The following is a 22,494-nucleotide window of genomic DNA, read 5'->3' on the forward strand; positions in this document are numbered from 1 at the left end:
GACGGCCGCGGTGCGGCAGGATTCCGTACGGAGCGGCTCAGGGGGTGGGGGGCGTGCCCCGCCCGTGTCCCACCGTGGAGTCCGGTCCGGGGGACGGGATGCACTCGTGGCCGTCGTCGTACCGGACGCGGTATGGCGGCTCGCCACGCTTCTCGTTGGCCCCGGAGGTCGCCGCCGACCCGATCGGGGCGATGTCCCGTGTCGTCGCCGACCACTGTCCGCGTCCGCACCCCCGGCCGGGGGGCGGGCGCGTAGGTACGCGTGCCGCCGCGGCCGGGTGATGCGACGGCCGCGGTGCGGCAGGATTCCGTACGGAGCGGCTCAGGGGGTGGGGGGCTTGCCCCGCCCGTGTTCCACCGTGGAGTCCGGTCCGGGGGACAGGATGCACTCGTGGCCGTCGTCGTACCGGACGCGGTATGGCGGCTCGCCACCCTGCCCCATGACCTCGACGATCTCGGCCACCTTGTCGTGCTGGCCGACGACCCGCCCGTGCTGCCTGACCCGGTCACCCTTGTTCGCGTGCATCGGTAGACCTCCTGAGAACTCGGCGGCCCGCAGCCTTGCCCCTCCAGTCTAGGTTCGGGCGTCCGCTCCGCACCCCCTGGAGCCGGGCCCGGCCTCAGTCCGGCCGTAGGCCGAGCTCCGCCAGCATGCGAGGGTCCGGCGTGCGCCGGTAGCCCGCCCACAGGGGGCCACCGCAGGCGTGCAGCACTGTGTCCACCGCGGCGGCGAACGGCTCGCGCGGGCCGCCTCGAACGAGATCGCGGTAGGCGCCGAGCAGGAGTGCCGCGAGCTCGGGGTCGGCCTCGCGCAGTCGGCGGGGCAGCCACTTGCCGCCGCCGCGCCAGTGGCCGCGCGTACCGAGCAGGAGCTCGGCGGTGCCGTCCAGCAGGGCCGCGGCCACCGCGAGGAGTTCGTCCTCGCTCCTCGCGCCGAGGAGGTCGTCGCGCAGGTCGGTGACGCAGTAGCGCCGGTGGTCGCGCGCCGCGTCCGTGACCGCGGGCGGTCCGGCGGCGAGGATCCGCTCCGCGGTGTCGCGCAGCCTGGCGGCGGTCCCGTCACGGTCGAGCAGGACGACGCCCCGCGCGCACATGAACGCCATCGTGCCGCTGCCGCGGTCGCGGTCCCAGCCCATGAAGGCACGCGCCGACTCCGGGGTGTGCACGAAGAGCTCGACCGGCCAGGAGCCCCAGGTGAGCGACTCCGCGTGGCACCCGGCGGGCGGGTCGAGGACGACGACCACGTCCAGGTCGGAGGTCGCCGTGCCCTCGCCGCGGGCGGTGGACCCGCCCAGGAAACCGGCGAGCGCATTGGGGAAGCGTTCGGTGAGAAGGGCGCGGGCCGCGCCGAGTGGATCTTCCATGCGCGGACCCTACGCCCTGCGCGGCGGATTCAGAACGGGTAGTGCGCCTGCTGAGTGGCCAGGGTGACCCAGCGGGTGTTGGAGAAGGCCTCCAGGCCCCAGCGCCCGCCGAAGCGGCCGTAGCCGGAGGCATTGAAGCCGCCGAAGGGCGCCTGCGGTTCGTCGGCCACCGACTGGTCGTTGACGTGCACGATGCCGGTGCGCAGCCGGCGGGCGACGGCGAGCCCGTGGGTGCCGTTCTCCGTGATCACGCCCGCGGTCAGACCGTGGTCGGTGTCGTTGGCCAGGGCCACGGCCTCGTCGTCGTCGGCGAAAGAGGAAACGGTGACGACGGGGCCGAAGGCCTCGCCGTGATAGATCTCCGCGTCCTTGGGCACGTCCCGCAGCACGGTGGCCGGGTGCACCGCGCCGTCCGGCTCGCCGCCGCCGGCCAGCACCGTGGCGCCCTTGGCGACCGCATCCAGGACCAAGGCGGCGACGCGCCGCGCGGAGGCGGGGCTCACCAGCGGCCCGATCACCGTGTGCGGGTGCGCGGGGTCGCCCGAGGGCAGCGTGCCGACCTTGGCGGCGAACTTGGCCGTGAACTCCTCGGCGAGACTCTCGTGGACGAGGATCCGGTCGCCGGACATGCAGATCTGTCCGGAGTTGAGGAAGACCCCGAAGACGGCGGCGTCGACGGCGTAGTCCACGTCGGCGTCGTCCAGCACGACGATCGCGTTCTTGCCGCCGAGCTCCAGCACGGCCGGCTTCAGGTGGCGCGCGGCGTGGGTGCCGATGATCCGCCCGACCTCCGTCGACCCGGTGAAGTTGACGGCGCGGACCCTCGGATCGGCGACGAGCGCCTCGGCGACCTCGGCGGCGTCCTCGCGGGCGTTGGTCACCACGTTCAGCACGCCGTCCGGCAGCCCGGCCTCGCGCAGCACGTCCGCGACGAACAGACCGCAGGCCACCGGGGCGTCCTCGCTCGGCTTCACCACGACCGTGTTGCCCGCCGCCAGCGGCGCGGCGACCGCGCGGACGCCGAGGATGATCGGGGCGTTCCACGGCGCGAAGGCGCCCACGACGCCGACCGGCTCGCGCACCGCCATGCCGAGGACGCCCTCCTCCTGCGCGCTCAGCACCTCACCGCGCGGCGCGGTGACGGCGGCTGCCACCTCGCGCAGGATGTTGGCCGCGAGTCCGACGTTGAAGTACGCCCAGGGGCGGGTCGCACCGGCCTCGTGAGCCATGATCTGGGCGGCCTGTTCCGTGCGGGCCTCCAGCAGGTCGGCCGCGGTCAGGAAGATCTTGCGCCGCGCGAACGGGCTGAGCGCCGCCCACTCCGGGAACGCTGCCGCTGCCGCGTCCACCGCCCGGGTGACGTCCTCGACGCCGCCGGCGGCGACGGTCGCGTACACCTCCCCGGTGAAGGGGCTGACGTCCTCGGTCGTGCGTCCGGAGACGGCCGGGACGTCCTTGCCGCCGATCAGCAGTTCACGGGTGATGGTCATGGCAGCCCCTGTCCGGCGCGCGAACACCATCGTTCGCATAGTGAACTATCGTTCATGCTCCGGGCACTGAGTCTGCGACGCGCCCCCCGCGCTGTCAACGGACCGGGACGCGCTTTGTGGGCGTGGGGGACCGGCGGATGCGGGGTTTCCCGGCCCGCCGCGCAGGGCCTCGAATCCGCGGCGGCCGGCCCGCGCCGGCTGCGGTCGACCGTCGAGCGGCAGTGCCGTCACGCCCGCGAAGCCCGCGAAGCCGCTCAGGCTTCCCGGGCTTCGGCGTCGAGAGGGACGTCAGGCGTCGGCGTGCCCGGAACGCTCGGCGTCGCGCTGCTTGAGACGGGCGGCCTCCTTGCGGGCCTCGGCCTGGGTGGCGCGCTCCTTATGCAGCCACTCGGGGGCTTCTTGCTTCAGCGCCTCGATCTGCTCCGTCGTGAGCGCCTCGGTGACCCCGCCGCGGGCGAGACCGGAGATGGACACGCCCAGCTTCGCCGCCACGACCGGGCGCGGGTGCGGGCCGTTGCGGCGCAGCTCCCGGAGCCACTCGGGCGGGTCGGCCTGCAGCGCGTTCAGCTCGTCGCGCGACACGACGCCTTCCCGGAACTCGGCGGGGGTGGCCTCGAGGTACACACCCAGCTTCTTCGCCGCCGTGGCGGGTTTCATGGTCTGGGCGGAGTGGTGCGACGTCATGCCCCCAGGATATCGATCGCGGGGACGGCCCCCGACCGGCGCCGGGGTAGCCTGGCCGGATGACCGGCTCGGAAGCTCCCTCCTCGTTCCGCCTCGCCTACGTCCCCGGGGTGACCCCCGCCAAGTGGGTGCGGATCTGGCAGGAGCGGCTGCCGGACGTCCCCCTGGAGCTGGTCATGGTCCCGGCCGCCGAGGCTCCCGGGATGCTGCGCGGCCTGGACGCGGACGCGGGCTTCGTACGGCTGCCGATCGACCGGACGGATCTCAGCGCGATCCCCCTCTACGCGGAGACGACGGTCGTCGTCGTGCCCAAGGACCACCTCGTCGCGGCCGCCGACGAGGTGACGGTGGCGGACCTGGCCGACGACGTGGTGTTCCACCCCCTCGACGACACCCTGGACTGGCAGGAGCTGCCCGGGCGGCCCGCGATCGAGCGCCCGGCCACGACCGCGGACGCGATCGAGCTCGTCGCGGCGGGCGTGGGGGTGCTGGTCGTGCCGCAGTCGCTGGCGCGCCTGCACCACCGCCGGGACCTCACCTACCGCCCCGTCGTCGACGCCCCGCAGTCCCGGGTGGCCCTGTCGTGGCGCGAGGACACCACGACCGACCGGGTCGAGGACTTCATCGGCATCGTGCGCGGCCGCACCGTCAACAGCACCCGCGGCCGTACCCAGCACCAGCCGCAGCCGAAGAAGCAGCGCCCCGAGGAGGGGGCGGCGCGGCGCAAGCCCGCCGCCAGATCATCCGGCCGTGCGTCCGCGAAGACGCCTCGCCCCACCGCGAAGCGCGGAAAGCCCCGCCGGCGTTCGTGACCTGGTGATGGCGTCTCCGTCATGACAGTCCGGCCGCTCTTTTTGCAGGACGGAACGCGCAGCTCAGAGGCGTTGTCGGGGAGTGGAGGCGGCTTCCGGAACTCCCGTCATGGATTTCACCGAGGGCGTCGATCAGGACGCGGTGCTGCGGGCGCGGACCCTGCTGCTCGTATGAGGCCGGCTCACGGCGCGTCAGAAGGGCGCTGGAACCGGCGGGGCCCCAAGCGCACCGGCGCCGCCGTACGGCTGGGACACGATGAGCTGGTCGCCGGACGTCTCCCGCGCGTACGCCGCGGAGCTTCCCCGGCCGGAGGCGGGGGTCGCCGCGCTCACCGAGGCGGCCGCGGCCGAGCCCGGGCGGCACCTTCCGGCGCTGGTCGCCGCTCACCGCAGGCTGACCGTCCGCTCGGCGCCGCACTGGGAGCGCCGTACCCATCGCATCCTGAAACCGCTCCGGCCGCTCTTCGCCGAGGGCGTCACGCCGGCCCGCCGCCTCGCCGCCCTGCCCGGCGCCCAGCGGGGCGAACAGGCTGCGGGGCGGGCACTGACCGGCCGTTCGATGTTCCTGCTCGCCGCCAGGCAGTACGGCGAGGCCTACGGCGACTTCCGCGAGGTCGTCGCACTGCTGGACTGACCTGCGCGGAGTTCGCCCAGTGTTCGCCGGGCGGCGTACGGCCGCCATCGGGCGGAGGTCCGCGCGCCAACCGGGGCGCCGAGACTCGCCGGGCCCCGGGGCGCCCCACCGCGCGCCGGGTGGTGGACCGGAAAGCTTTGCATAAAAGTTCCGGGCGCCGTATAGTCATGCCATCGAAGAGGAGGGTCCATGGCATTCCGGGCAGCGGTGGCGGGAGCGAGCGGGTACGCGGGCGGAGAGATCCTGCGCCTGCTGCTGAACCACCCCGAGATCGAGATCGGCGCGCTCACCGGGAACGCCAACGCCGGGCAGCGCCTCGGCGGCCTGCAGCCGCATCTGCTGCCGCTGGCGGACCGTGTGCTGGAGGCGACGAGCGTGCAGGCGCTGGCCGGGCACGACGTCGTCTTCCTCGCGCTGCCGCACGGGCAGTCGGCGGCCGTCGCCGAGCAGCTCGGCGAGCCGGCGCTCGTCGTCGACTGCGGCGCCGACTTCCGGCTGGCGGACGCCGCGGACTGGGAGCGGTTCTACGGCTCCCCGCACGCGGGCACGTGGCCGTACGGTCTCCCGGAACTGCCGGGTGCCCGCGCCGCGCTGGAGGGGTCCAAGCGCATCGCGGTGCCCGGTTGCTACCCGACCGCCGTCTCGCTCGCGCTCTTCCCCGCGTACGCGGCGGGCCTGGTGGAGCCCGAGGCCGTGGTCGTCGCCGCCTCCGGCACTTCCGGTGCGGGCAAGGCGGCCAAACCGCACCTGCTGGGCAGCGAGGTCATGGGCAACATGACCCCGTACGGCGTCGGCGGCACGCACCGGCACACCCCCGAGATGATCCAGAACCTTTCGGCCGTGGCGGGGGAGCGGGTCACCGTCTCCTTCACCCCGACCCTCGCGCCCATGCCGCGCGGCATCCTGGCCACCTGCAGCGCCAAGGCCAGGCCCGGCACCACCGCGGACGCCGTACGGACGGCGTACGAGAAGGCGCTGGCCGACGAGCCGTTCGCGCACCTGCTGCCGGAGGGCCGGTGGCCCGCCACCGCCGCCGTGTACGGTTCGAACGCCGCGCTGATCCAGGTCGCGTACGACGAGGCCGCCGGCCGGGTCATCGCCGTCAGCGCCATCGACAACCTCACCAAGGGCACCGCCGGCGGCGCCGTGCAGAGCATGAACATCGCGCTGGGCCTTCCGGAGGGACTCGGCCTGAGCACCGTGGGGGTCGCGCCGTGACCCCCCGCCCCGCCGCCCGCGCCCGCCGCGCCGTCGCCGAGCTGCTCACCAGGGCCGCGCCCTGCGACGCGGGCGCCGACCCGCACGGCACGGCCCCGGTGACCGGGCCGCACACCGACATCACGGCGAAGGCCGCGCCCCTGCGGTGCGCCGGCCCAGAAGCGGACAAGGAGACGGCACAGTGAGCGTCACGGCAGCACAGGGATTCACGGCGGCGGGCATCGCCGCCGGGATCAAGGAGAACGGCAACCCGGACCTCGCCCTGGTGGTGAACAACGGCCCGCGGCTCGCCGCGGCCGGCGTCTTCACCTCCAACCGCGTCAAGGCCGCCCCCGTCCTGTGGTCGGAACAGGTCCTCAAGGGCGGCCGGGTCTCCGCCGTCGTCCTCAACTCCGGCGGCGCCAACGCCTGCACGGGACCCCTCGGCTTCCAGGACAGCCACGCCACCGCCGAGGCGGTCGCCGACGCGCTCGGGCAGAGCGCGGGGGAGGTCGCCGTCTGCTCGACCGGGCTGATCGGCGTCCGGCTGCCGATGGACAAGCTGCTGCCGGGCGTCGCCAAGGCCGCGGCCGAGCTCTCCGCCCACGGCGGCGAGAAGGCCGCCATCGCCATCAAGACCACCGACACCGTCCACAAGACCGCCGTGCACGAGGGCGAGGGCTGGACCGTCGGCGGCATGGCCAAGGGCGCGGGCATGCTCGCGCCGGGCCTGGCCACCATGCTGGTCGTCCTCACCACCGACGCCGACCTGGACTCACCCACGCTCGACAAGGCGCTGCGCGCGGCCACCCGCACCACCTTCGACCGGGCCGACTCGGACGGATGCATGTCCACCAACGACACGGTGCTGCTGCTCGCCTCCGGCGCCTCCGGCGTCGCCCCCGCGTACGAGCCCTTCGCGGCCGCCGTCGAACAGGTCTGCGCGGACCTGGCCCGGCAGCTGATCCGCGACGCGGAGGGCGCGTCCAAGGACATCAAGATCGAGGTGATCAACGCGGCGACCGAGGACGACGCCGTCGAGGTGGGCCGCTCCATCGCCCGCAACAACCTCCTCAAGTGCGCGATCCACGGCGAGGACCCGAACTGGGGCCGGGTGCTCTCGGCGATCGGCACCACCTCCGCCGCCTTCGAGCCGGACCGCCTGGGCGTGGCGATCAACGGCGTGTGGGTCTGCAAGTCCGGGTCCGTCGGCGAGGACCGCGCACTGGTCGACATGCGCTACCGCGAGGTCCACATCACCGCCGACCTCGCCGCCGGCAACGAGACCGCGACCATCTGGACCAACGACCTGACCGCCGAGTACGTCCACGAGAACAGCGCCTACAGCTCATGAGCACCCGCAAGCACACCGCCCTGCCGAAGGCGCAGATCCTCATCGAGGCACTGCCGTGGCTGACCCGCCACCACGGCAGGACCGTCGTCATCAAGTTCGGCGGCAACGCCATGGTCGACGAGGAGCTGAAGGCGGCCTTCGCCCAGGACGTCGTCTTCCTGCGGCACGCGGGCCTCAAGCCGGTCGTCGTGCACGGCGGCGGCCCGCAGATCAGCGCGCAGCTCGACAAGCAGGGCCTGGTCAGCGAGTTCAAGGCGGGGCTGCGGGTCACCACCCCGGAGGCCATGGACGTCGTCCGCATGGTGCTCGCCGGGCAGGTGCAGCGCGAGCTGGTCAACCTGCTCAACCAGCACGGCCCACTCGCCGTCGGCCTGACCGGCGAGGACGCCCACACCATCAGCGCGACCCGGCACCGCCCGATGATCGACGGCGAGGCCGTCGACATCGGCCGGGTCGGGCAGATCACCGAGATCGACACCGGCGCCATCCGGGCCCTGCTGGACGACGGACGCATCCCGGTCGTGTCCTCCATCGCCCGCAGCGCCGACGACGGCCACATCTACAACGTCAACGCCGACACCGCCGCCGCGGCGCTCGCGGCCGCGCTCGGCGCCGAGACCCTGATGGTCCTCACCGACGTCGAGGGCCTGTACGAGGACTGGCCGAACAGCGACGAGGTGATCAGCCGGCTCACCGCCGGTGAGCTCGAGAAGCTGCTGCCCGAGCTGTCCAGCGGCATGGTGCCCAAGATGGAGGGGTGCCTGTACGCGGTGCGCAACGGCGTCCACACCGCCCGGGTCATCGACGGGCGGGTCCAGCACTCGATCCTGCTGGAGATCTTCACCGACGAGGGAATCGGCACGATGGTGCTGCCCGACACCGCGGACGCGGCAGGCGGCACATCGCGGAACGGAGGGGGACGGGCATGACCGGGACCGGCAGCGACCAGGGGAACGGGGCGCTCACACGGCGCTGGCGGGGCTCCCTGATGGACAACTACGGCACTCCGCGGCTGCCCCTGGTCCGCGGCGAGGGCGCGCGGTACTGGGACGCCGACGGCAACGAGTACCTGGACTTCCTCGGCGGCATCGCCGTCAACGCCCTCGGCACCGCCCACCCCGCCGTGGTCCGCGCCGTCTCCGAGCAGATCGCGACCCTCGGCCACGTCTCCAACTTCTTCATCGCCGAGCCCACCGTCGCCCTTGCCGAGCGGCTGCTCCAGCTGTCCGGCCGCCCCGGCCGCGTGCTGTTCTGCAACTCCGGCGCCGAGGCCAACGAAGCCGCCTTCAAGATCGGCCGGCTGACGGGCCGTACGCACATGGTGGCCACCGACGGCGGATTCCACGGCCGCACCATGGGCGCGCTCGCGCTCACCGGGCAGCCCAAGAAGCGGGAGCCCTTCCGCCCGCTGCCCGGAGACGTCACCCATGTGCCGTACGGCGACGCCGACGCGTTGCGCGCCGCCGTAACCGAGGAGACCGCGCTCGTCGTGATCGAGCCCATTCAGGGCGAGAACGGCGTCGTCGTTCCCCCCGCCGGATACCTGGCCGCCGCGCGGGAGATCACCCGGGCCACCGGCACCCTGCTCGTCATGGACGAGGTGCAGACCGGCATCGGCCGCACCGGCCACTGGTTCGAGCACCAGGCGCAGGGCGTCGAGCCGGACGTCGTCACCCTCGCCAAGGCGCTCGGCGGCGGACTGCCCATCGGCGCCACCCTCGCCTTCGGTCCCGCGGCCGGCCTGCTGACCCCCGGTCAGCACGGCACCACCTTCGGCGGCAACCCGGTGGCCTGCGCCGCGGCGCTCGCCGTGCTGGACACCATCGCCCAGGAGGGCCTGCTGGAGAACGTCAAGCGCCAGGGCGAGAAACTGCGCCGGGGCGTCGAGGCGCTGCACCACCCTCTGGTCGATCACGTGCGCGGTGCGGGCCTCCTGCTGGGTATCGTGCTCACCGAGCCGCTCTCCGCGCAGGTGCAGAAGGCGGCTCAGGACGCCGGACTCCTGGTGAACGCCGCCGTACCCGACACGGTGCGGCTCGCCCCGCCGCTGATCCTCGGTGACGCCGAGGTGGACGCGTTCCTGGGGGCGCTGCCGGGTGTCCTCGACACCGTACACACCGCAGAGGAACCGCGATCCGGAGAATGACACGACGATGAGTGAGGCGCAGCAGCAGGCCGGCGGGGGAGCCGCCGCCGTACCGCAGACCCGGATGGCACGCCACCGACGGATCGTGGACATCCTGAACCGGCAGCCGGTGCGGTCGCAGAGCCAGCTCGCCAAGCTGCTCTCCGACGACGGGCTGAGCGTCACTCAGGCGACGCTCTCCCGTGACCTCGATGAACTGGGCGCGGTGAAGATCCGCACCAACAACGGCGAACTCATCTACGCCGTGCCCAGCGAGGGCGGTTTCCGCACCCCCATGGCGCCGCTCGGGGAGTCGGTGAAGGAGGAGCGGATGCGCCGCCTCGCCGGCGAGCTGCTGATCTCCGCGGAGGCCTCGGCCAACCTCGTCGTCGTCCGCACTCCGCCGGGCGCGGCGCAGTTCTTCGCGTCCGCGATCGACCAGGCCGAGGTGTACGACATCCTCGGCACGATCGCGGGCGACGACACGGTGATGCTGATCAGCCGGGACCCGTCGGGCGGGCAGGCGGTCGCCGACCACCTGCTGCGCCTGGCCGGGGGCGGCGAGCGCTGAGCCGGATCAGACCACGGGGCTCAGGCCGCCGTCGAAGTTGATGCCGGTGCCGGTCACGTAGCCGGCCCGGTCGGACAGCAGGAAGGCCACCAGGTCCGCGAACTCCTCGGCGCGGCCCACCCGGCCCAGCGGGATCCCGGACTCGCGGCCCATCGTGGCGTAGAGCTCGTCGACGGTGATCCCGCGCTCCTCGGCCTGCCGGTTCCACTGGCCGCTCTCGACCAGGCCGACGAGCACCGCGTTGACCCGGATGTTGTCGGGCCCGAGCTCCTTGGACAGCGCCTTGGTCAGGGCGAGTCCGGCCGCCCGGGAGACCGAGGTCGGGGTGCTTCCGGCGCCCGGGGCCTTGGCCGACACGGCCAGGGTGTTGACGACGCCGCCGCCCCCCGCGGCGCGCAGGTGGGGGAGGGCCAGCCGGGTCAGCCGTACCGCGGCGTGCAGCTTCAGCTGCAGGTCCTCCTCCCACACCGAGTCGTCCTGGCGCTCGAAGAAGCCCGCCGCGCTGCGGCCGGCGTTGTTGACCACGGCGTCGATCCGTCCCCAGCGCCCGTCGGCGGCGGCGACGAAGCGCTCGAGGTCCTCGGGACGGGTGACGTCGGCCGGCACGCCCAGCACGTCGGCGCCGGTGGCGCCCAGTTCCTTCACCACGTGCTCGATGCGCTCGGGGTCACGTCCGCACAGCGCCACCTTGGCGCCCTCGGCGGCCAGCCGCCGGACGAGGGCCGCGCCGAGTCCGTCGGACCCTCCGGTGACCAGCACGACCTTGCCGTTCAGTTGCAGATTCATGTGACGAATTCTTGCCACCTGGAACAGCTGATCGTCAAGCGCTCAACTTCGCGACGAAACGCCCGAATCCCGAGGTGTGCCAGGTCGTGCCGTCGGGGGCGACGGCGAAGGCCTCCACATCGGGGAGTCCTTCCAGCCATTCCCGGGCCCGGCCGCCCATGGCGTACCCGGCCGTCGCCCAGGTGTCCGCCTCGGTGAGGGCGGGGCACACCACGGTGAGCGACGCCAGTCTCCCGGCGGGCGGCTCACCTGTGCGCGGGTCGAGGATGTGGCAGCCGCGCTCGGCGGGACCGGAGGTGGCGACGGCCAGCTCGCCGTCCGCCTCGACGACGGTGGCCAGCCCGCCGGGCCGCAGCGGGTCGGCGATGCCGACCCGCCAGGGGCCGCCGGTCAGCTGGACGTCCCCGCCGCCGTTGAGGCAGACCTTCCCGGCGCCCGCCGCGGCGATCGTCCGGGCGGCCCGCTCCACCGCCCAGCCCTTGACCAGGCCGGTGGGGTCGAGCGCGGTGCCCGGGCCCGCATAGCGCGGGGTGAACCAGCCGTCGGTACGGCGTTCGGCCTCCTCGCACAGCCCCAGGACCTCGCGTACCTCGGCCGAGCACTGCGCGAGGGCGAGCTCGCCTCGGCCCAGCCGGCTGATCTCGCTGTCGGCGCGGAAGGTGGAGAACACCGCGTCGACCCGGTGCAGGCCCGCCACCGCCTCGTCCAGGGCCGCCCGGACGCGCGGGTCGCGGGCGCCGCGCACGTCGAAGGAGAACACCGTCCCCATGCAGTGCTCCACGTGCCGCAGGCGCGGGGGGTTGTTGTCGGACATCGTCAGGCACCGGCCTTGTCCAGGGCGCTCTGCAGCGACTTCCGGTAGCCGTCGCTGGTGAACGAGGCACCGGAGACGGTGTCGATCTGCGCGCTCTGGGCGGTGACCGCGGCCCGGCTGAGCTCCGGGACGGCGGTGGCGGTGAGCTGGTCGCTGGTGGGGGTACCGGCGGGCGCCTGGACGGCGGCGGCCGAGACGATCCGCCCGCCCTCGACCGTGATCCGGACCTGGACGGGGCCGTAGCTGGTCTGCGCGACGTCCCCGGTGACGGTCTTCCGCGCGGGCGCGCCGCCCCGCTTCCCCGTGGCCCGCGCCCCTTCGGAGCCGCCCCCGTCCGCCGGGGCCACCGGCACCGACGGGTCCGGGCCGGCGGGCGAGGGGGCCGCGGAGACCGGCGGCAGCTGTTGCGCCGGGGCCCCGGCCTGCGAGGTGAAGGGGGCCGTCGTCGGCTTCAGGGCGAGCAGCAGCACGACCCCGGAGACGGTCGTCACGCTGCTCAGGAGGATCCGGCGCAGCGGGTGCTTCTTCTTCACTCGGACCTCACATCTCGAAGGACTCGTGGTGGATACGGCGTTCGGGCACTCCCGCCTCGCGCAGCGCGGAGTACGACTCCTCGGCCAGCCCCGGGGGGCCGCACAGATACACGTCGTGCCGGTCGATGTCCGGCAGCATCCGCCGCAGTCCCCGCGCGGTGATCTCCGGACGGGCGCCGTCGGGCCCGTTCACCGCGTAGACCAGGCGTGCGCCGCGTTCGGCGGCGATCTCCTCCAGCTCGGCCCACAGCGCCAGATCCTGCCTGCTGCGGGCCCGGTACAGCAGCGTGAGGTCGCCGGGTGCGGCGGGCAGCGTCTCGAACAGCGCCCGCAGCGGGGTGATCCCGGCGCCACCCGCCAGCAGCAGCACCTTGCCGCCGCGGCGGCGGGAGGCGGTCATGGCGCCGTACGGGCCCTCGGCCCACACCCGCGTGCCCGGCTCCAGCGAGGCCAGCGCGGAGCTGTGGCCGCCCACCGCCTTGACGGTGATCCGCAGCAGGTCGGGCCGCGGCGGTGCCGACAGCGAGTACGGGTTGGCGCTCCAGCGCAGCCCCCCGGCGAGGAAGCGCCAGCGGAAGAACTGGCCGGGCTCGGCGCCCAGGCGGTGCAGCCTGCGTCCCGTGATCAGCACCGAGACCACGCCCGGTGCCTCCTCGACGGTCTCCGCGACCCGCATGCGGTGCCTCATGTTCAGCCGGACCGGCACCAGCACGCGGTACCAGAGCACCAGCCCCGTCACCGAGCCGTACAGCGCGTACCACACGGCGCGCGCGGTGGCGCTGCCCACGAACTCGGCACCGGTGGCCAGCTGGTGCCAGAAGGTCAGGTAGACCGCGGCGTAGGTCAGCAGGTGGACGTAGTACCAGGTCTCGTAGCGCAGCCGGCGGCGCAGCGCGCCCGCCGAGACGAAGCCGACGACCAGCAGCAGCGCGGTGCCGGCCGTCGCCTCGATCATCCGTGGGTAGTCCAGGACCACGGAGACCGACTGCCGCACGAGCGGCTGCCCGGACTGCTCGGAGTAGCCCCACAGGATCAGCGCGACGTGGACGACGACCAGGGACACGGCGTAGCGGCCGCTCATCGCGTGCCAGCGGGCCACCCGGTCGCTGCCCACGCGCCGTTCCAGCGCGGGGACACGGGCCATCTGCAGGACGACCAGGGCGATGGCGTAGCCGCCGAGCAGACCGGTGATCCGGCCCGCCGCGGTGAGCCGGCCGGCCGTGGTCGGCTGGACGTAGGGAGTGTTGTCCCACCACAGCCACACGACCGCGGCGGCGCCCGCCCAGGCCAGGAGGAGCAGCGGGATCGCGGGGGAACGGCGGGGCCGGATCCGGCGCATGGCCTGCCGCCTGCCCGCCCTGCCGTTGTGGATCATCGTGGTCGTGGCCGCCATGCGCATGTGTACGCGTGGCCGCGCGTCCCCGCTCAATGCCCGGTTTCTCGCCACGCGCCGTACGGCGGTGTGGTAATGCCGCGCGCGCCGAGGGCCCGCAGGGCCGGGCGGCCGGGCGGGGCCTCGGCGCGGCTGCCGCGGAGAGCCGCCGACACGCCTGTGACCTGCGGCGACACGGGCGATTGACGAAGCATGCAGAGGAGTGCATACTTATACCCATCAGCGTATGACTCATCATCGCCGCCATACGCACCCGACCTCGCGCACCAAAGGAGAGACCCGTGACCGAGCGCGTCGTACTCGCCTACTCGGGCGGACTGGACACCTCCGTCGCCATCGGATGGATCGCCGAGGAGACCGGCGCCGAGGTCATCGCGGTGGCCGTGGACGTCGGCCAGGGCGGCGAGGACCTGGACGTCATCCGCAAGCGGGCGCTCGCCTGCGGCGCGGTGGAGGCCGAGGTCGCCGACGCCAGGGACGAGTTCGCCGACGAGTACTGCCTCCCGGCGATCAAGGCCAACGCCCTCTACATGGAACGCTATCCGCTGGTCTCCGCGCTCTCCCGGCCGACCATCGTCAAGCACCTGGTGGCCGCCGCCAAGAAGCACGGCGCCTCGATCGTCGCCCACGGCTGCACCGGCAAGGGCAACGACCAGGTCCGCTTCGAGGCCGGCATCTCCTCCCTCGCCCCCGAGCTGACCTGCATCGCGCCGGTCCGCGACTACGCGATGACCCGGGACAAGGCGATCGCTTTCTGCGAGGAGAAGAACCTCCCCATCGCCACCACCAAGAAGTCCCCCTACTCGATCGACCAGAACGTCTTCGGCCGGGCCGTCGAGACCGGCTTCCTCGAGGACATCTGGAACGCCCCGATCGAGGACGTCTACGAGTACACCCAGAACCCGGCCACTCCGCGCGAGGCCGACGAGGTGGTCATCACCTTCAAGCAGGGCGTCCCGGTGGCCGTCGACGGCAAGCCCGTCACCGTGCTGCAGGCCATCCAGCAGCTCAACGAGCGCGCGGGCGCCCAGGGCGTCGGCCGGATCGACATGGTCGAGGACCGCCTGGTCGGCATCAAGTCCCGCGAGGTGTACGAGGCTCCGGGCGCGATCGCCCTGATCACCGCCCACCAGGAACTGGAGAACGTCACCGTCGAGCGCGAACTCGCCCGCTACAAGCGGCAGGTCGAGCAGCGCTGGGGCGAGCTGGTCTACGACGGCCTGTGGTTCTCCCCGCTCAAGCGGGCCCTGGACGGCTTCATCGAGGAGGCCAACCAGCACGTCACCGGCGACATCCGGATGACCCTGCACGGCGGCCGCGCCGTCGTCACCGGCCGCAAGTCCAGCGAGTCCCTGTACGACTTCAACCTGGCGACGTACGACACCGGTGACACGTTCGACCAGTCCCTCTCCAAGGGCTTCATCGAGATCTTCGGCATGTCGTCGAAGATCGCCGCCAAGCGCGACCTGGCCTAGTCAGTAGCCTCGACCATGGCAGCCCGCCTCCCCGCCCACGGCGGGGAGGCGGCCGCACATCCACCCCCGAGGGAAGCGAGCAGAGCAGTGAGCACCAACAGCGGCGACGTCCGGCTCTGGGGCGGCCGTTTCGCCGACGGTCCCGCGGAGGCGCTGGCCAAACTCTCCGCGTCCGTCCACTTCGACTGGCGGCTCGCGCCGTACGACATCGCGGGTTCCCGCGCCCACGCGCGCGTGCTGCACAAGGCCGGCCTGCTCAGCGACGTCGAGCTGACCCGCATGCTCGTGGGCCTGGACCAGCTGGAGTCCGACGTCGCCGACGGCTCGTTCACCGGCACCATCGCCGACGAGGACGTCCACACCGCCCTGGAGCGCGGCCTCCTGGAGCGGCTCGGCCCCGACCTCGGCGGCAAGCTGCGCGCCGGGCGGTCCCGCAACGACCAGGTCGCCACGCTCTTCCGGATGTACCTGCGCGACCACGCCCGGATCGTCGGCGGTCTGATCGCCGAACTGCAGCACGCCCTGGTCCGGCTCGCCGAGACGCACATCGACGTCGCCATGCCCGGCCGCACCCACCTGCAGCACGCCCAGCCGGTGCTCTTCGCCCACCATGTGCTCGCCCACGTCCAGGCGCTGTCCCGGGACGCCGAGCGGCTGCGGCAGTGGGACGCGCGCACCGCCGTCTCGCCGTACGGCTCCGGCGCGCTGGCCGGTTCCTCCCTCGGGCTCGACCCGGAGGCCGTCGCCAAGGACCTCGGCTTCGAGCACGGTTCGGTGGCCAACTCCATCGACGGCACGGCCTCGCGCGACTTCGTCGCCGAGTTCGCCTTCATCACCGCCATGATCGGCGTCGACCTCTCGCGGATCGCGGAGGAGGTCATCATCTGGAACACGAAGGAGTTCTCCTTCGTCACCCTCCACGACGCCTTCTCCACAGGCTCGTCGATCATGCCGCAGAAGAAGAACCCGGACATCGCCGAACTCGCGCGCGGCAAGTCCGGGCGGCTGATCGGCAACCTGACCGGCCTGCTCGCCACGCTGAAGGCGCTGCCCCTGGCGTACAACCGCGACCTGCAGGAGGACAAGGAGCCGGTCTTCGACTCCTGCGACACCCTCGAGGTCCTGCTGCCGGCCTTCACGGGCATGATGGCCACGCTCACCGTCAACCGGGAGCGCATGGAGGAGCTCGCCCCGGCCGGCTTCTCGCTCGCCACGGACATCGCCGAGTGGCTGGTGAAGCAGGGCGTGCCCTTCCGTGTCGCGCACGAGGTCGCGGGGGAGTGCGTCAAGGTCTGCGAGGCCGAAGGCATCGAGCTGGATCAGCTCACCGACGAGCAGTTCGCGAAGATCTCGCCCCACCTCACCGCTGAGGTGCGCACGGTGCTCGACGTCCACGGCGCGCTGGCCGCCCGTGACGGGCACGGCGGGACCGCGCCGTCGGCCGTGGTCGTGCAGCTCGCGGAGGTCAAGCGGAACCTGGCCGTCCAGCTGGCGTGGGCGCGGGCCAAGGGCTGATCCCGGGGACCGCGAGCCCGGCCGGGTCCGTTCACCCGGCCGGGCTTGTTCGTCCTCCCGGATGAGACACCGATGTCTCATCCGGGTGACGCACTTCCCGCGACCCTCGGCGCCGCCGCCGGGGCCGCCGCGGCGCCGTCGCGCGCCGCTGGCCGGTCCGCGTCGCCGTCACGGACGGCCTCGGCGCGGGCCGGGCTGTCGTCCACCGTCACGGCGGAGGTCAGCCTCCCCGGCGTCCCGCCGCGGCGGGCCGGTGCCGCCTCCGGCGTCTCCGAGACCGCGTACGACCTCGGCGCCGCCCTCGCATCGCCCTCCCCGGCTCCGCCGTCACCGGCACATCCGGCGGCCCGGCCTCGGGCGGCCCGCCGCCCCCACCGACGGCCCGCCCGCCGCCTCCGCCGCCGGCGGCTTGCGGACAGCCGGGTCACGCGGCGCCGGGGTCGTCGAGGGTGAAGACCGTCAGCCACTGCGAACCCGCCGGCCGGTAGCCGAGGTCCATCAGCGCCGTGGTCACCGCGCGCATGTGCGCCGCGCCGTACAGGATCCCTGCCGTGAACGGCTCGGTACGGCCGGCCCGGGCGTGGTGCACATGCGTCACCGCGTCGATCAGCAGGCGGTCGCGCCGGTGCAGCACCAGGTCCTCCGTCCCCGCCCAGAACTCCGTCTCCTCCTCGTCGTCACCGGGCAGGTCCTCCAACTGCAGGTACCGGGCGAGGAACCGGCGCGTGCCGAGCAACCGCATGCCCGCGACGTAGGCGGGGACGAGCACGGCCAGCGTCGCCCGCTCCCTGAGCGGCAGCCGCCGCCACCGGTCGTCGAACTCCGCACCGCTCATGTCCGGGCACACCACCGGCACGCCCAGCGTGGCGAAGTCGATGTCCTGGACGACCAGTCCCAGACGCTCGTGCCCCCCGAGGCTGCGGTACGACCGCGTGAGCGCGAGCGCCGCCGTGCCCCCCTGGACGCCCTCGGCGATCACCAGGTCGCACGAGGCGCGCAGACGGGCCGTCACCTCCTCATAGAACGCCGGCTCCGCCAGATGGATCATCGGGTACAGCTCGAAGGTCAGCGCCGAGCCGCGACTGCGGAACCGGATGAGCGCCGACCGTACCCCCGCCAGCTCCGTGACCTCTATGTACTGCACACGTCCCCCCCGCCCCCGGCGGATCCGTCGATCGCGAGGACGCGCTGCGGGGGCCGCGGGGTTGCGCCGAGGCCAACGTGGTCTGCGCGCCGCCGGGTTGCACTCCGTATGCTGCCGGTACCCGCCGCGGGGGAGGGAGCGCCATGAGCACGGACGCACAGTCCGGTCAGGACACCGACGTCCTGGCCGTCCTGAGGGAGTACACCCTCGACTGCCGCTACGAGGAGACCGAGGCCCTCATCGGCGCCGAACTCGCCCGGGCGGAGGGCGACCCGGTGCGGACGGCCCGACTGCACGTCGCACGCGGCCGGTCGCTGCTGCGGCAGTACGAACACGCGTCGGCGCTCGCCGAGTTCGCCACGGCCCTGCGTCACGACCCGCAATGCGGCCAGGCGGCAGGATGGCGCGTGGCGGCCCTCGACCGCATGCGCCGCCACGACGAGGCCCTGGCCGAGGGCACGGCGGCCGCGGCGCGGCTCCCGGAGGCCGTGGACGTCCACACCGCGCTGGGCTGGCTGCACCACGGCGCCTGCCGCTGGGACGAGGCCCTGGCCGCCTTCGAGCGGGCCACCGCCGTCGGACCGCGCCACGCGGAGGGCTGGATCGGCGCCGCGTGGACGCGTGCCGAGCTGGGCGACACCACGGCCGCGCTCCAGGGGCTGGAGGACGCCGAGCGCGGTCTGGCCGACCCCGTCGAGGTGCGCTGCGCGGCGGTGCGGATCGCGGCGAGCCGGGGCGAGGCCGACCTCGCCCACACCAAGCTGGTCTCCGCCCGCTCTCTGGACCGCGACGACATCGCCGTGCTGACGGCGGAGGTCCGGTACGAGAGCTGCCGCGGGGCCCACCAGACCGCCGTGGAGGCCGCCCAGCGCCTCGTGGGCAGGTACGGCCGCCGGCCCGAGGCGCACGTCGAGCACGCCCGCGGCCTCCTGGACCTCCGGCGATGGGACGAGGCGATCGCGGCCTGCGACCGGGCGCTGACGATCGAACCGCGCTGGGTCGAGGCATGGGGGTGCAAGGCCCAGGCACAGCGGCAGCGCGGCGACCTCGCTGAAGCTCTCTCCACGGGACGGCACGCGGCACGGACGTGCCGGTACTCCCCGGGCATCAGGCTGGAACTGGCCGCCGCCGAGTTGGCCGACGGAGCACTCGACCGCGCCCTGGCCCGTACCGAGGAGGCCCTGGGGCTCGACCCCACCCACGAATGGGGGCTGTCAGTCCGCGCCGAGCTGCTGATGTACACCGGCGACACGGCGGGGGCGATCACGACCGCCGAGCGTGGCGCCGCCCTGCGCCCCGCCGAACCGGTGGCTCTCACCACCCTCGCCCGTGCCCTGCACGCGGCCGCCCGGCACGACGAGGCGCTCGCCGTCCTGACGCGCGCCAGGGAACTCGCCCCCGGCGACACCGTCCTCGTGGAGGAGATCCTGGGCCTGCTGCGTTCGACCCATCGCTGGGACGAGGCGGGGCAACTGATCGCCTCCGTGCGTGCGGGCGAGAGCGCGGAGCGACTGGAGGCGTTCCTCCTGGAGGAGGAGGGCTGCGTCTCCTACGGGCGGGAGATGTACGCCCGGGCGCTGGAGGAGTTCGAGGCCTCGCTGCGCGCGGACCCGGGGCGCCGCCTCGCCGCCCGGCTGCGCGTCCAGTCCCTGCAGATGCTCGGGCGCCTGGCCGACGCGGAGGCCGCCGCCCGGCGGGGCGCCGAGGACGCCCCCGACGACCCGGACGCCCACGTGCTCCTGGCGAAGGTTCTGTTCGCCGCGGAGCGCGACGACGAGGCACTCGCGGCGATCGAGCGCGCCCTGCGGCTCGACATCACCTCCACGGAGGCCCACTTGGCCCGGCTCGGCGGCCTCCGCGGGGCGCAACGGTGGAGCGAGGCCGCCGCCGCTCTGGAGGAGGCTGCCCGCCACGGTGTGCCGGCGGATGAAGTGGCCGTTCAACGGGCCTGGGTGCACCTGGGAGGTGAGGACCACGAAGCGGCCCTCGCCGCGGCGGAGGAATGTCTGCGCCTTCGCCCGAGCGCCGTGGGTGCCCTGCACGTGCTCACCCTGGCGCACGCGGGCCTTCAGCAGTGGGCGGCGTCCGAGTCGGCCGCGCGGCGGGCCGCCGCCGTGTTGCCCCGTTCGGCGGCGGGCCCCTGCCTGCTCGCCCGGTGCTTCGGCGAGCAGGACCGGCGCGCCGAGGAGTGCGAGGCGTACGAGGAGGCATTGCGGCGTGAGCCGGACCACCGCGACGCTCTGCTGGGCAGGCTCTCCGTCCTGCAGACGCTCGGGCGCTGGGAGGAGGCCGAGAGCGCCGCCGAGCACGCCGTCGGACTCCGGCCCGACGACCCGGAGGTGCTGATCGCCGCGGGACGGCTGTACTCGGCGATGGAAAGGCCGCACGACGGCCTGCCCTTCGCCCGGCGCGCCGACGAGCTGACCGGAGGCGGCGCCGACGCCGCGGGCCTCCTGGCCTGGCTGCTGCGCCGTGCGCGGCACTGGAACGAGGCGGAGGACGTGCTGCGCGGCTACATCGGCCGTCACCCGGAGGAGCCGGACGCCCACGTCGATCTCGCGTACTGCCTCTGGGACCAGGACAAGGACGAGGAGTGCCTCGCGAGTGTCGACCGCGCCCTGGCCCTGCGACCCGACCGTGTCCGCACGCTGACCTTCAAGGTGGAGGTGCTGTGCGCGCTGCGGCGGTGGAACGAGGCGGAGGCCGTGGCGCGCCAGGCACGCGCCAGTCATCCGGAGATCGCCGCCGCGCACGTCGCGACCGCCCAGGTGCTCGCCGGCACCTACCGCCGGGAGGAGGCGCTGCCCCACCTCCGGCGCGCCCTGCAACTCGACCCGGAGCACGAGTGGGCGTGCCGGCTGCTGATCAACACCCTTGCCGCGCTCGGCCGTTTCGAGGAGGCGGAACAGGCGGCTCAGGCGCTGCTCGGCAGGGTCCCGGACGCGGTGTCCGTGCGGTGCAGGCTGGCCGCGGTGCTGTGCGAGCAGCACCGGTACGACGAGGCCCTGGCCCAGTGCGAACGCGCCCTGGCCGACGACCCGTACAGCGTGGCCGCCCACGACCAGCGGGCCACCGCGCTGCGCGAATGCGGCAGCCTGGACGAGGCCGAGAGCCGCGTCGAGGAGTTCACCCGCGGCCGCCCGCACCTCACGTCGATCCGGTTCGAGCTGGCGGCGGTGCACGCGGAGCGCGGCGACCACACCACGGCCCGGCGGGTCCTGGACGAGCTGCTGGAGTCCGCCTCCGGCCCCCTCGCCCGGGCCGAGGCCCGGGCCGCGACCGGCTGGGTCGCACTGATGGACCAGCGTCCGCTCGACGCGGCGGACGCTTTCGGGGAGATCCTGCGGCAGTGGCCGCACGACCACGACTTCCGGGTCGGCCGTGCCTGGTCGCTGGTGCGCCTGGCCGACCTCGCCCCCGGCCCGCAGGCGGACGAGCGCCTCGCCGAGGCGGCCGCCCACTGCCGTGCCGTCAGCCGTGAGGACCCCCGCAACGCCGCCGCCCACACCTGCCTCGGGCTGATCGCCCACCGGCGCGGGGAACCGGCCGCCGCCGAGCGGCACTTCGCCCGGGCCGTGGAACTGGACCCGTACGGGCGCTCCCACACGGAACTGGGCGCGCTCCACGTGCAGCTCGGCCGGTACCCGGAGGCCGAGGCCGTGCTCCGCCGGGCCGTGGAGCTGGACTGGTACGACGTGCAGGCCCACGTGGAGCTCGGCAGCCTGGCGCTGCACCGGGCCCGCGAGGGCGCGGGCGACGCCACGATGGCGGAGGCGGCCGGCGCGTTCCGCCGGGCCGTCGCGGTGGACCCGGACAGCGGCAGCGCGGCCCTCGGGCTCGCGGTGGCGCTGGCGGAGGGCGCGGGGGACCTGGGCGCCGCCGAGGAGGAGCTGCGGCGCGTACTGGGCCGGAGCGGGGTGCGCGACCAGCCGCAGTGGCAACTGCGGCTGGCGCTCGCACGGCTGCTCGTGCAGGCCGGCGACGCCGAGCAGAGCGCCGACCGCTACCGCGACGCGGCCCAGGAGGCTCGTGCCGCGATCCGGCTGGCCGAGCGGGAGGCCGAACCGCACTTCGTGGCCGGTGTCGCGGAGCAGCGCCTGGGCACGCAGACCGTCGACGTGCGGCTGAAACTGCTCCACCGGCGCCGGGCCCAGCGTTTCCTGACCCGGTGCCGGCGTCTCGACCCGGCGCACCAGGACGCGGATCGGGCGCTGCGGCTGCTGGAGGAGGACGCGCGAGCAGCCCGCGGAAGCCGGCTGAGCAGCGCGGTCCTGGTGCTGGTGGCGACCGCCGTCCTCGCGGCCGCCTGGGTGGACTTCCTGTGGAAGCACCACGTCACCGCCGTGATGCTCACGACCCTGACGCCGGTGCTGGCCGGGCTCATCGCGGTCGGGTTCCTGCTGCCGGTGCTGATCCGGCTCAAACTGCCCGGGGGGATGGAGGCCGACCTGTCGGCGAGCATCGGCCAGATCTCCCGCGGCCCGCGCGGCGAGGTCGTGCTCGCCTCGGCGCGGACACCCGCCGGCAACGGGCCGGTCGGCCGGATGCCGCGGCTGTGAGCCGGGCAGGGGCGCGTGCCGGCCGTGTCGTCGGATGAGCTCCCC

Annotated in this window: 20 protein-coding genes and 1 pseudogene; 11 read left to right on the top strand and 10 right to left on the bottom strand. The window is 73.8% G+C overall.

Going from position 1 to position 22,494, the window contains the following annotated elements:
- Positions 1 to 37: 37 nt before the first annotated feature.
- From AC3EUJ_RS09015 to AC3EUJ_RS09035, 5 genes and pseudogenes are all read right to left on the bottom strand, one after another.
- Positions 38 to 145: pseudogene (locus AC3EUJ_RS09015) on the bottom strand (DUF1918 domain-containing protein); the annotation flags it as partial.
- Between the two features lie 176 nt (positions 146 to 321).
- Complete coding sequence (locus AC3EUJ_RS09020; RefSeq protein WP_431960507.1) at positions 322 to 525, bottom strand: DUF1918 domain-containing protein; 204 nt, start codon at positions 523 to 525, stop codon at positions 322 to 324.
- Positions 526 to 619: 94 nt separating this feature from the next.
- Positions 620 to 1,363: a nucleotidyltransferase domain-containing protein gene (locus AC3EUJ_RS09025; RefSeq protein ID WP_431960508.1), complete on the bottom strand. Its 744-nt coding sequence runs from the start codon at positions 1,361 to 1,363 to the stop codon at positions 620 to 622.
- Between the two features lie 29 nt (positions 1,364 to 1,392).
- Positions 1,393 to 2,853 (bottom strand): aldehyde dehydrogenase family protein, encoded by a 1,461-nt coding sequence (locus AC3EUJ_RS09030; RefSeq protein ID WP_431960509.1) that lies wholly within the window; start codon positions 2,851 to 2,853, stop codon positions 1,393 to 1,395.
- 288 nt (positions 2,854 to 3,141) lie between these two features.
- Positions 3,142 to 3,537 carry a DUF5997 family protein gene (locus AC3EUJ_RS09035; protein WP_431960510.1) on the bottom strand — a complete coding sequence of 132 codons (396 nt, stop codon included), beginning with the start codon at positions 3,535 to 3,537 and terminating at the stop codon, positions 3,142 to 3,144.
- Between the two features lie 59 nt (positions 3,538 to 3,596).
- On the opposite strand from AC3EUJ_RS09035, the gene AC3EUJ_RS09040 reads away from it, so the two are divergent.
- The 8 genes from AC3EUJ_RS09040 to AC3EUJ_RS09075 all read left to right on the top strand — a co-directional run bounded on the left by AC3EUJ_RS09040 (position 3,597) and on the right by AC3EUJ_RS09075 (position 10,230).
- Positions 3,597 to 4,349 carry a LysR substrate-binding domain-containing protein gene (locus tag AC3EUJ_RS09040; protein ID WP_431960511.1) on the top strand — a complete coding sequence of 251 codons (753 nt, stop codon included), beginning with the start codon at positions 3,597 to 3,599 and terminating at the stop codon, positions 4,347 to 4,349.
- Positions 4,350 to 4,605: 256 nt separating this feature from the next.
- Positions 4,606 to 4,983 carry a hypothetical protein gene (locus AC3EUJ_RS09045; protein ID WP_431960512.1) on the top strand — a complete coding sequence of 126 codons (378 nt, stop codon included), beginning with the start codon at positions 4,606 to 4,608 and terminating at the stop codon, positions 4,981 to 4,983.
- Between the two features lie 189 nt (positions 4,984 to 5,172).
- Positions 5,173 to 6,201, top strand: coding sequence for an N-acetyl-gamma-glutamyl-phosphate reductase (gene argC / locus AC3EUJ_RS09050; RefSeq protein WP_431960513.1), 1,029 nt, complete (start codon positions 5,173 to 5,175; stop codon positions 6,199 to 6,201).
- Complete coding sequence (locus tag AC3EUJ_RS09055) at positions 6,198 to 6,386, top strand: hypothetical protein (RefSeq protein ID WP_431960514.1); 189 nt, start codon at positions 6,198 to 6,200, stop codon at positions 6,384 to 6,386. The genes argC and AC3EUJ_RS09055 overlap by 4 nt, the downstream gene beginning before the upstream one ends.
- Positions 6,383 to 7,534, top strand: a complete 1,152-nt coding sequence (gene argJ / locus AC3EUJ_RS09060; protein WP_431960516.1) for a bifunctional glutamate N-acetyltransferase/amino-acid acetyltransferase ArgJ — start codon at positions 6,383 to 6,385, stop codon at positions 7,532 to 7,534. Before AC3EUJ_RS09055 ends, argJ begins: the two co-directional genes overlap by 4 nt.
- Positions 7,531 to 8,463, top strand: a complete 933-nt coding sequence (gene argB / locus AC3EUJ_RS09065) for an acetylglutamate kinase (RefSeq protein WP_431960517.1) — start codon at positions 7,531 to 7,533, stop codon at positions 8,461 to 8,463. Before argJ ends, argB begins: the two co-directional genes overlap by 4 nt.
- On the top strand, positions 8,460 to 9,680 hold the full coding sequence (locus AC3EUJ_RS09070) for an acetylornithine transaminase (protein ID WP_431960518.1): 1,221 nt from the start codon (positions 8,460 to 8,462) through the stop codon (positions 9,678 to 9,680). Before argB ends, AC3EUJ_RS09070 begins: the two co-directional genes overlap by 4 nt.
- 7 nt (positions 9,681 to 9,687) lie before the next feature.
- Positions 9,688 to 10,230 carry an arginine repressor gene (locus AC3EUJ_RS09075; protein ID WP_431960519.1) on the top strand — a complete coding sequence of 181 codons (543 nt, stop codon included), beginning with the start codon at positions 9,688 to 9,690 and terminating at the stop codon, positions 10,228 to 10,230.
- A 6-nt stretch (positions 10,231 to 10,236) separates the two neighbouring features.
- Here AC3EUJ_RS09075 and AC3EUJ_RS09080 read toward each other — a convergent pair whose 3' ends face one another.
- From AC3EUJ_RS09080 to AC3EUJ_RS09095, 4 genes are read right to left on the bottom strand one after another with little or no spacing between them, the layout of a single operon-like run.
- Entirely contained in the window at positions 10,237 to 11,016 is a 780-nt protein-coding gene (locus AC3EUJ_RS09080) for an SDR family oxidoreductase (RefSeq protein WP_431960520.1), read from the bottom strand.
- Positions 11,017 to 11,050: 34 nt separating this feature from the next.
- Entirely contained in the window at positions 11,051 to 11,830 is a 780-nt protein-coding gene (locus tag AC3EUJ_RS09085; RefSeq protein WP_431960521.1) for an FAD:protein FMN transferase, read from the bottom strand.
- A 2-nt stretch (positions 11,831 to 11,832) separates the two neighbouring features.
- The gene (locus AC3EUJ_RS09090; protein ID WP_431960522.1) at positions 11,833 to 12,363 is read right to left on the bottom strand and encodes an FMN-binding protein; all 531 of its coding nucleotides are present in this window, start codon (positions 12,361 to 12,363) and stop codon (positions 11,833 to 11,835) included.
- A 7-nt stretch (positions 12,364 to 12,370) separates the two neighbouring features.
- Positions 12,371 to 13,756, bottom strand: a complete 1,386-nt coding sequence (locus AC3EUJ_RS09095; RefSeq protein WP_431960523.1) for a ferredoxin reductase family protein — start codon at positions 13,754 to 13,756, stop codon at positions 12,371 to 12,373.
- A gap of 281 nt (positions 13,757 to 14,037) precedes the next feature.
- Between AC3EUJ_RS09095 and AC3EUJ_RS09100 the strand changes: the two genes are divergently transcribed.
- Together AC3EUJ_RS09100 and argH are read left to right on the top strand one after the other, a co-directional pair.
- Entirely contained in the window at positions 14,038 to 15,231 is a 1,194-nt protein-coding gene (locus AC3EUJ_RS09100; protein ID WP_431960524.1) for an argininosuccinate synthase, read from the top strand.
- 87 nt (positions 15,232 to 15,318) lie between these two features.
- Entirely contained in the window at positions 15,319 to 16,746 is a 1,428-nt protein-coding gene (gene argH / locus AC3EUJ_RS09105; RefSeq protein WP_431960525.1) for an argininosuccinate lyase, read from the top strand.
- 424 nt (positions 16,747 to 17,170) lie between these two features.
- Here the strand turns inward: argH and AC3EUJ_RS09110 are convergent, their stop codons facing one another.
- Positions 17,171 to 17,890: a hypothetical protein gene (locus AC3EUJ_RS09110; RefSeq protein WP_431960526.1), complete on the bottom strand. Its 720-nt coding sequence runs from the start codon at positions 17,888 to 17,890 to the stop codon at positions 17,171 to 17,173.
- A gap of 143 nt (positions 17,891 to 18,033) precedes the next feature.
- Here AC3EUJ_RS09110 and AC3EUJ_RS09115 point away from each other — a divergent pair, with 143 nt between their 5' ends.
- Positions 18,034 to 22,449, top strand: coding sequence for a tetratricopeptide repeat protein (locus AC3EUJ_RS09115; protein ID WP_431960527.1), 4,416 nt, complete (start codon positions 18,034 to 18,036; stop codon positions 22,447 to 22,449).
- Positions 22,450 to 22,494: the final 45 nt, after the last annotated feature.

The organism is Actinacidiphila sp. bgisy160 (genome assembly GCF_057707815.1).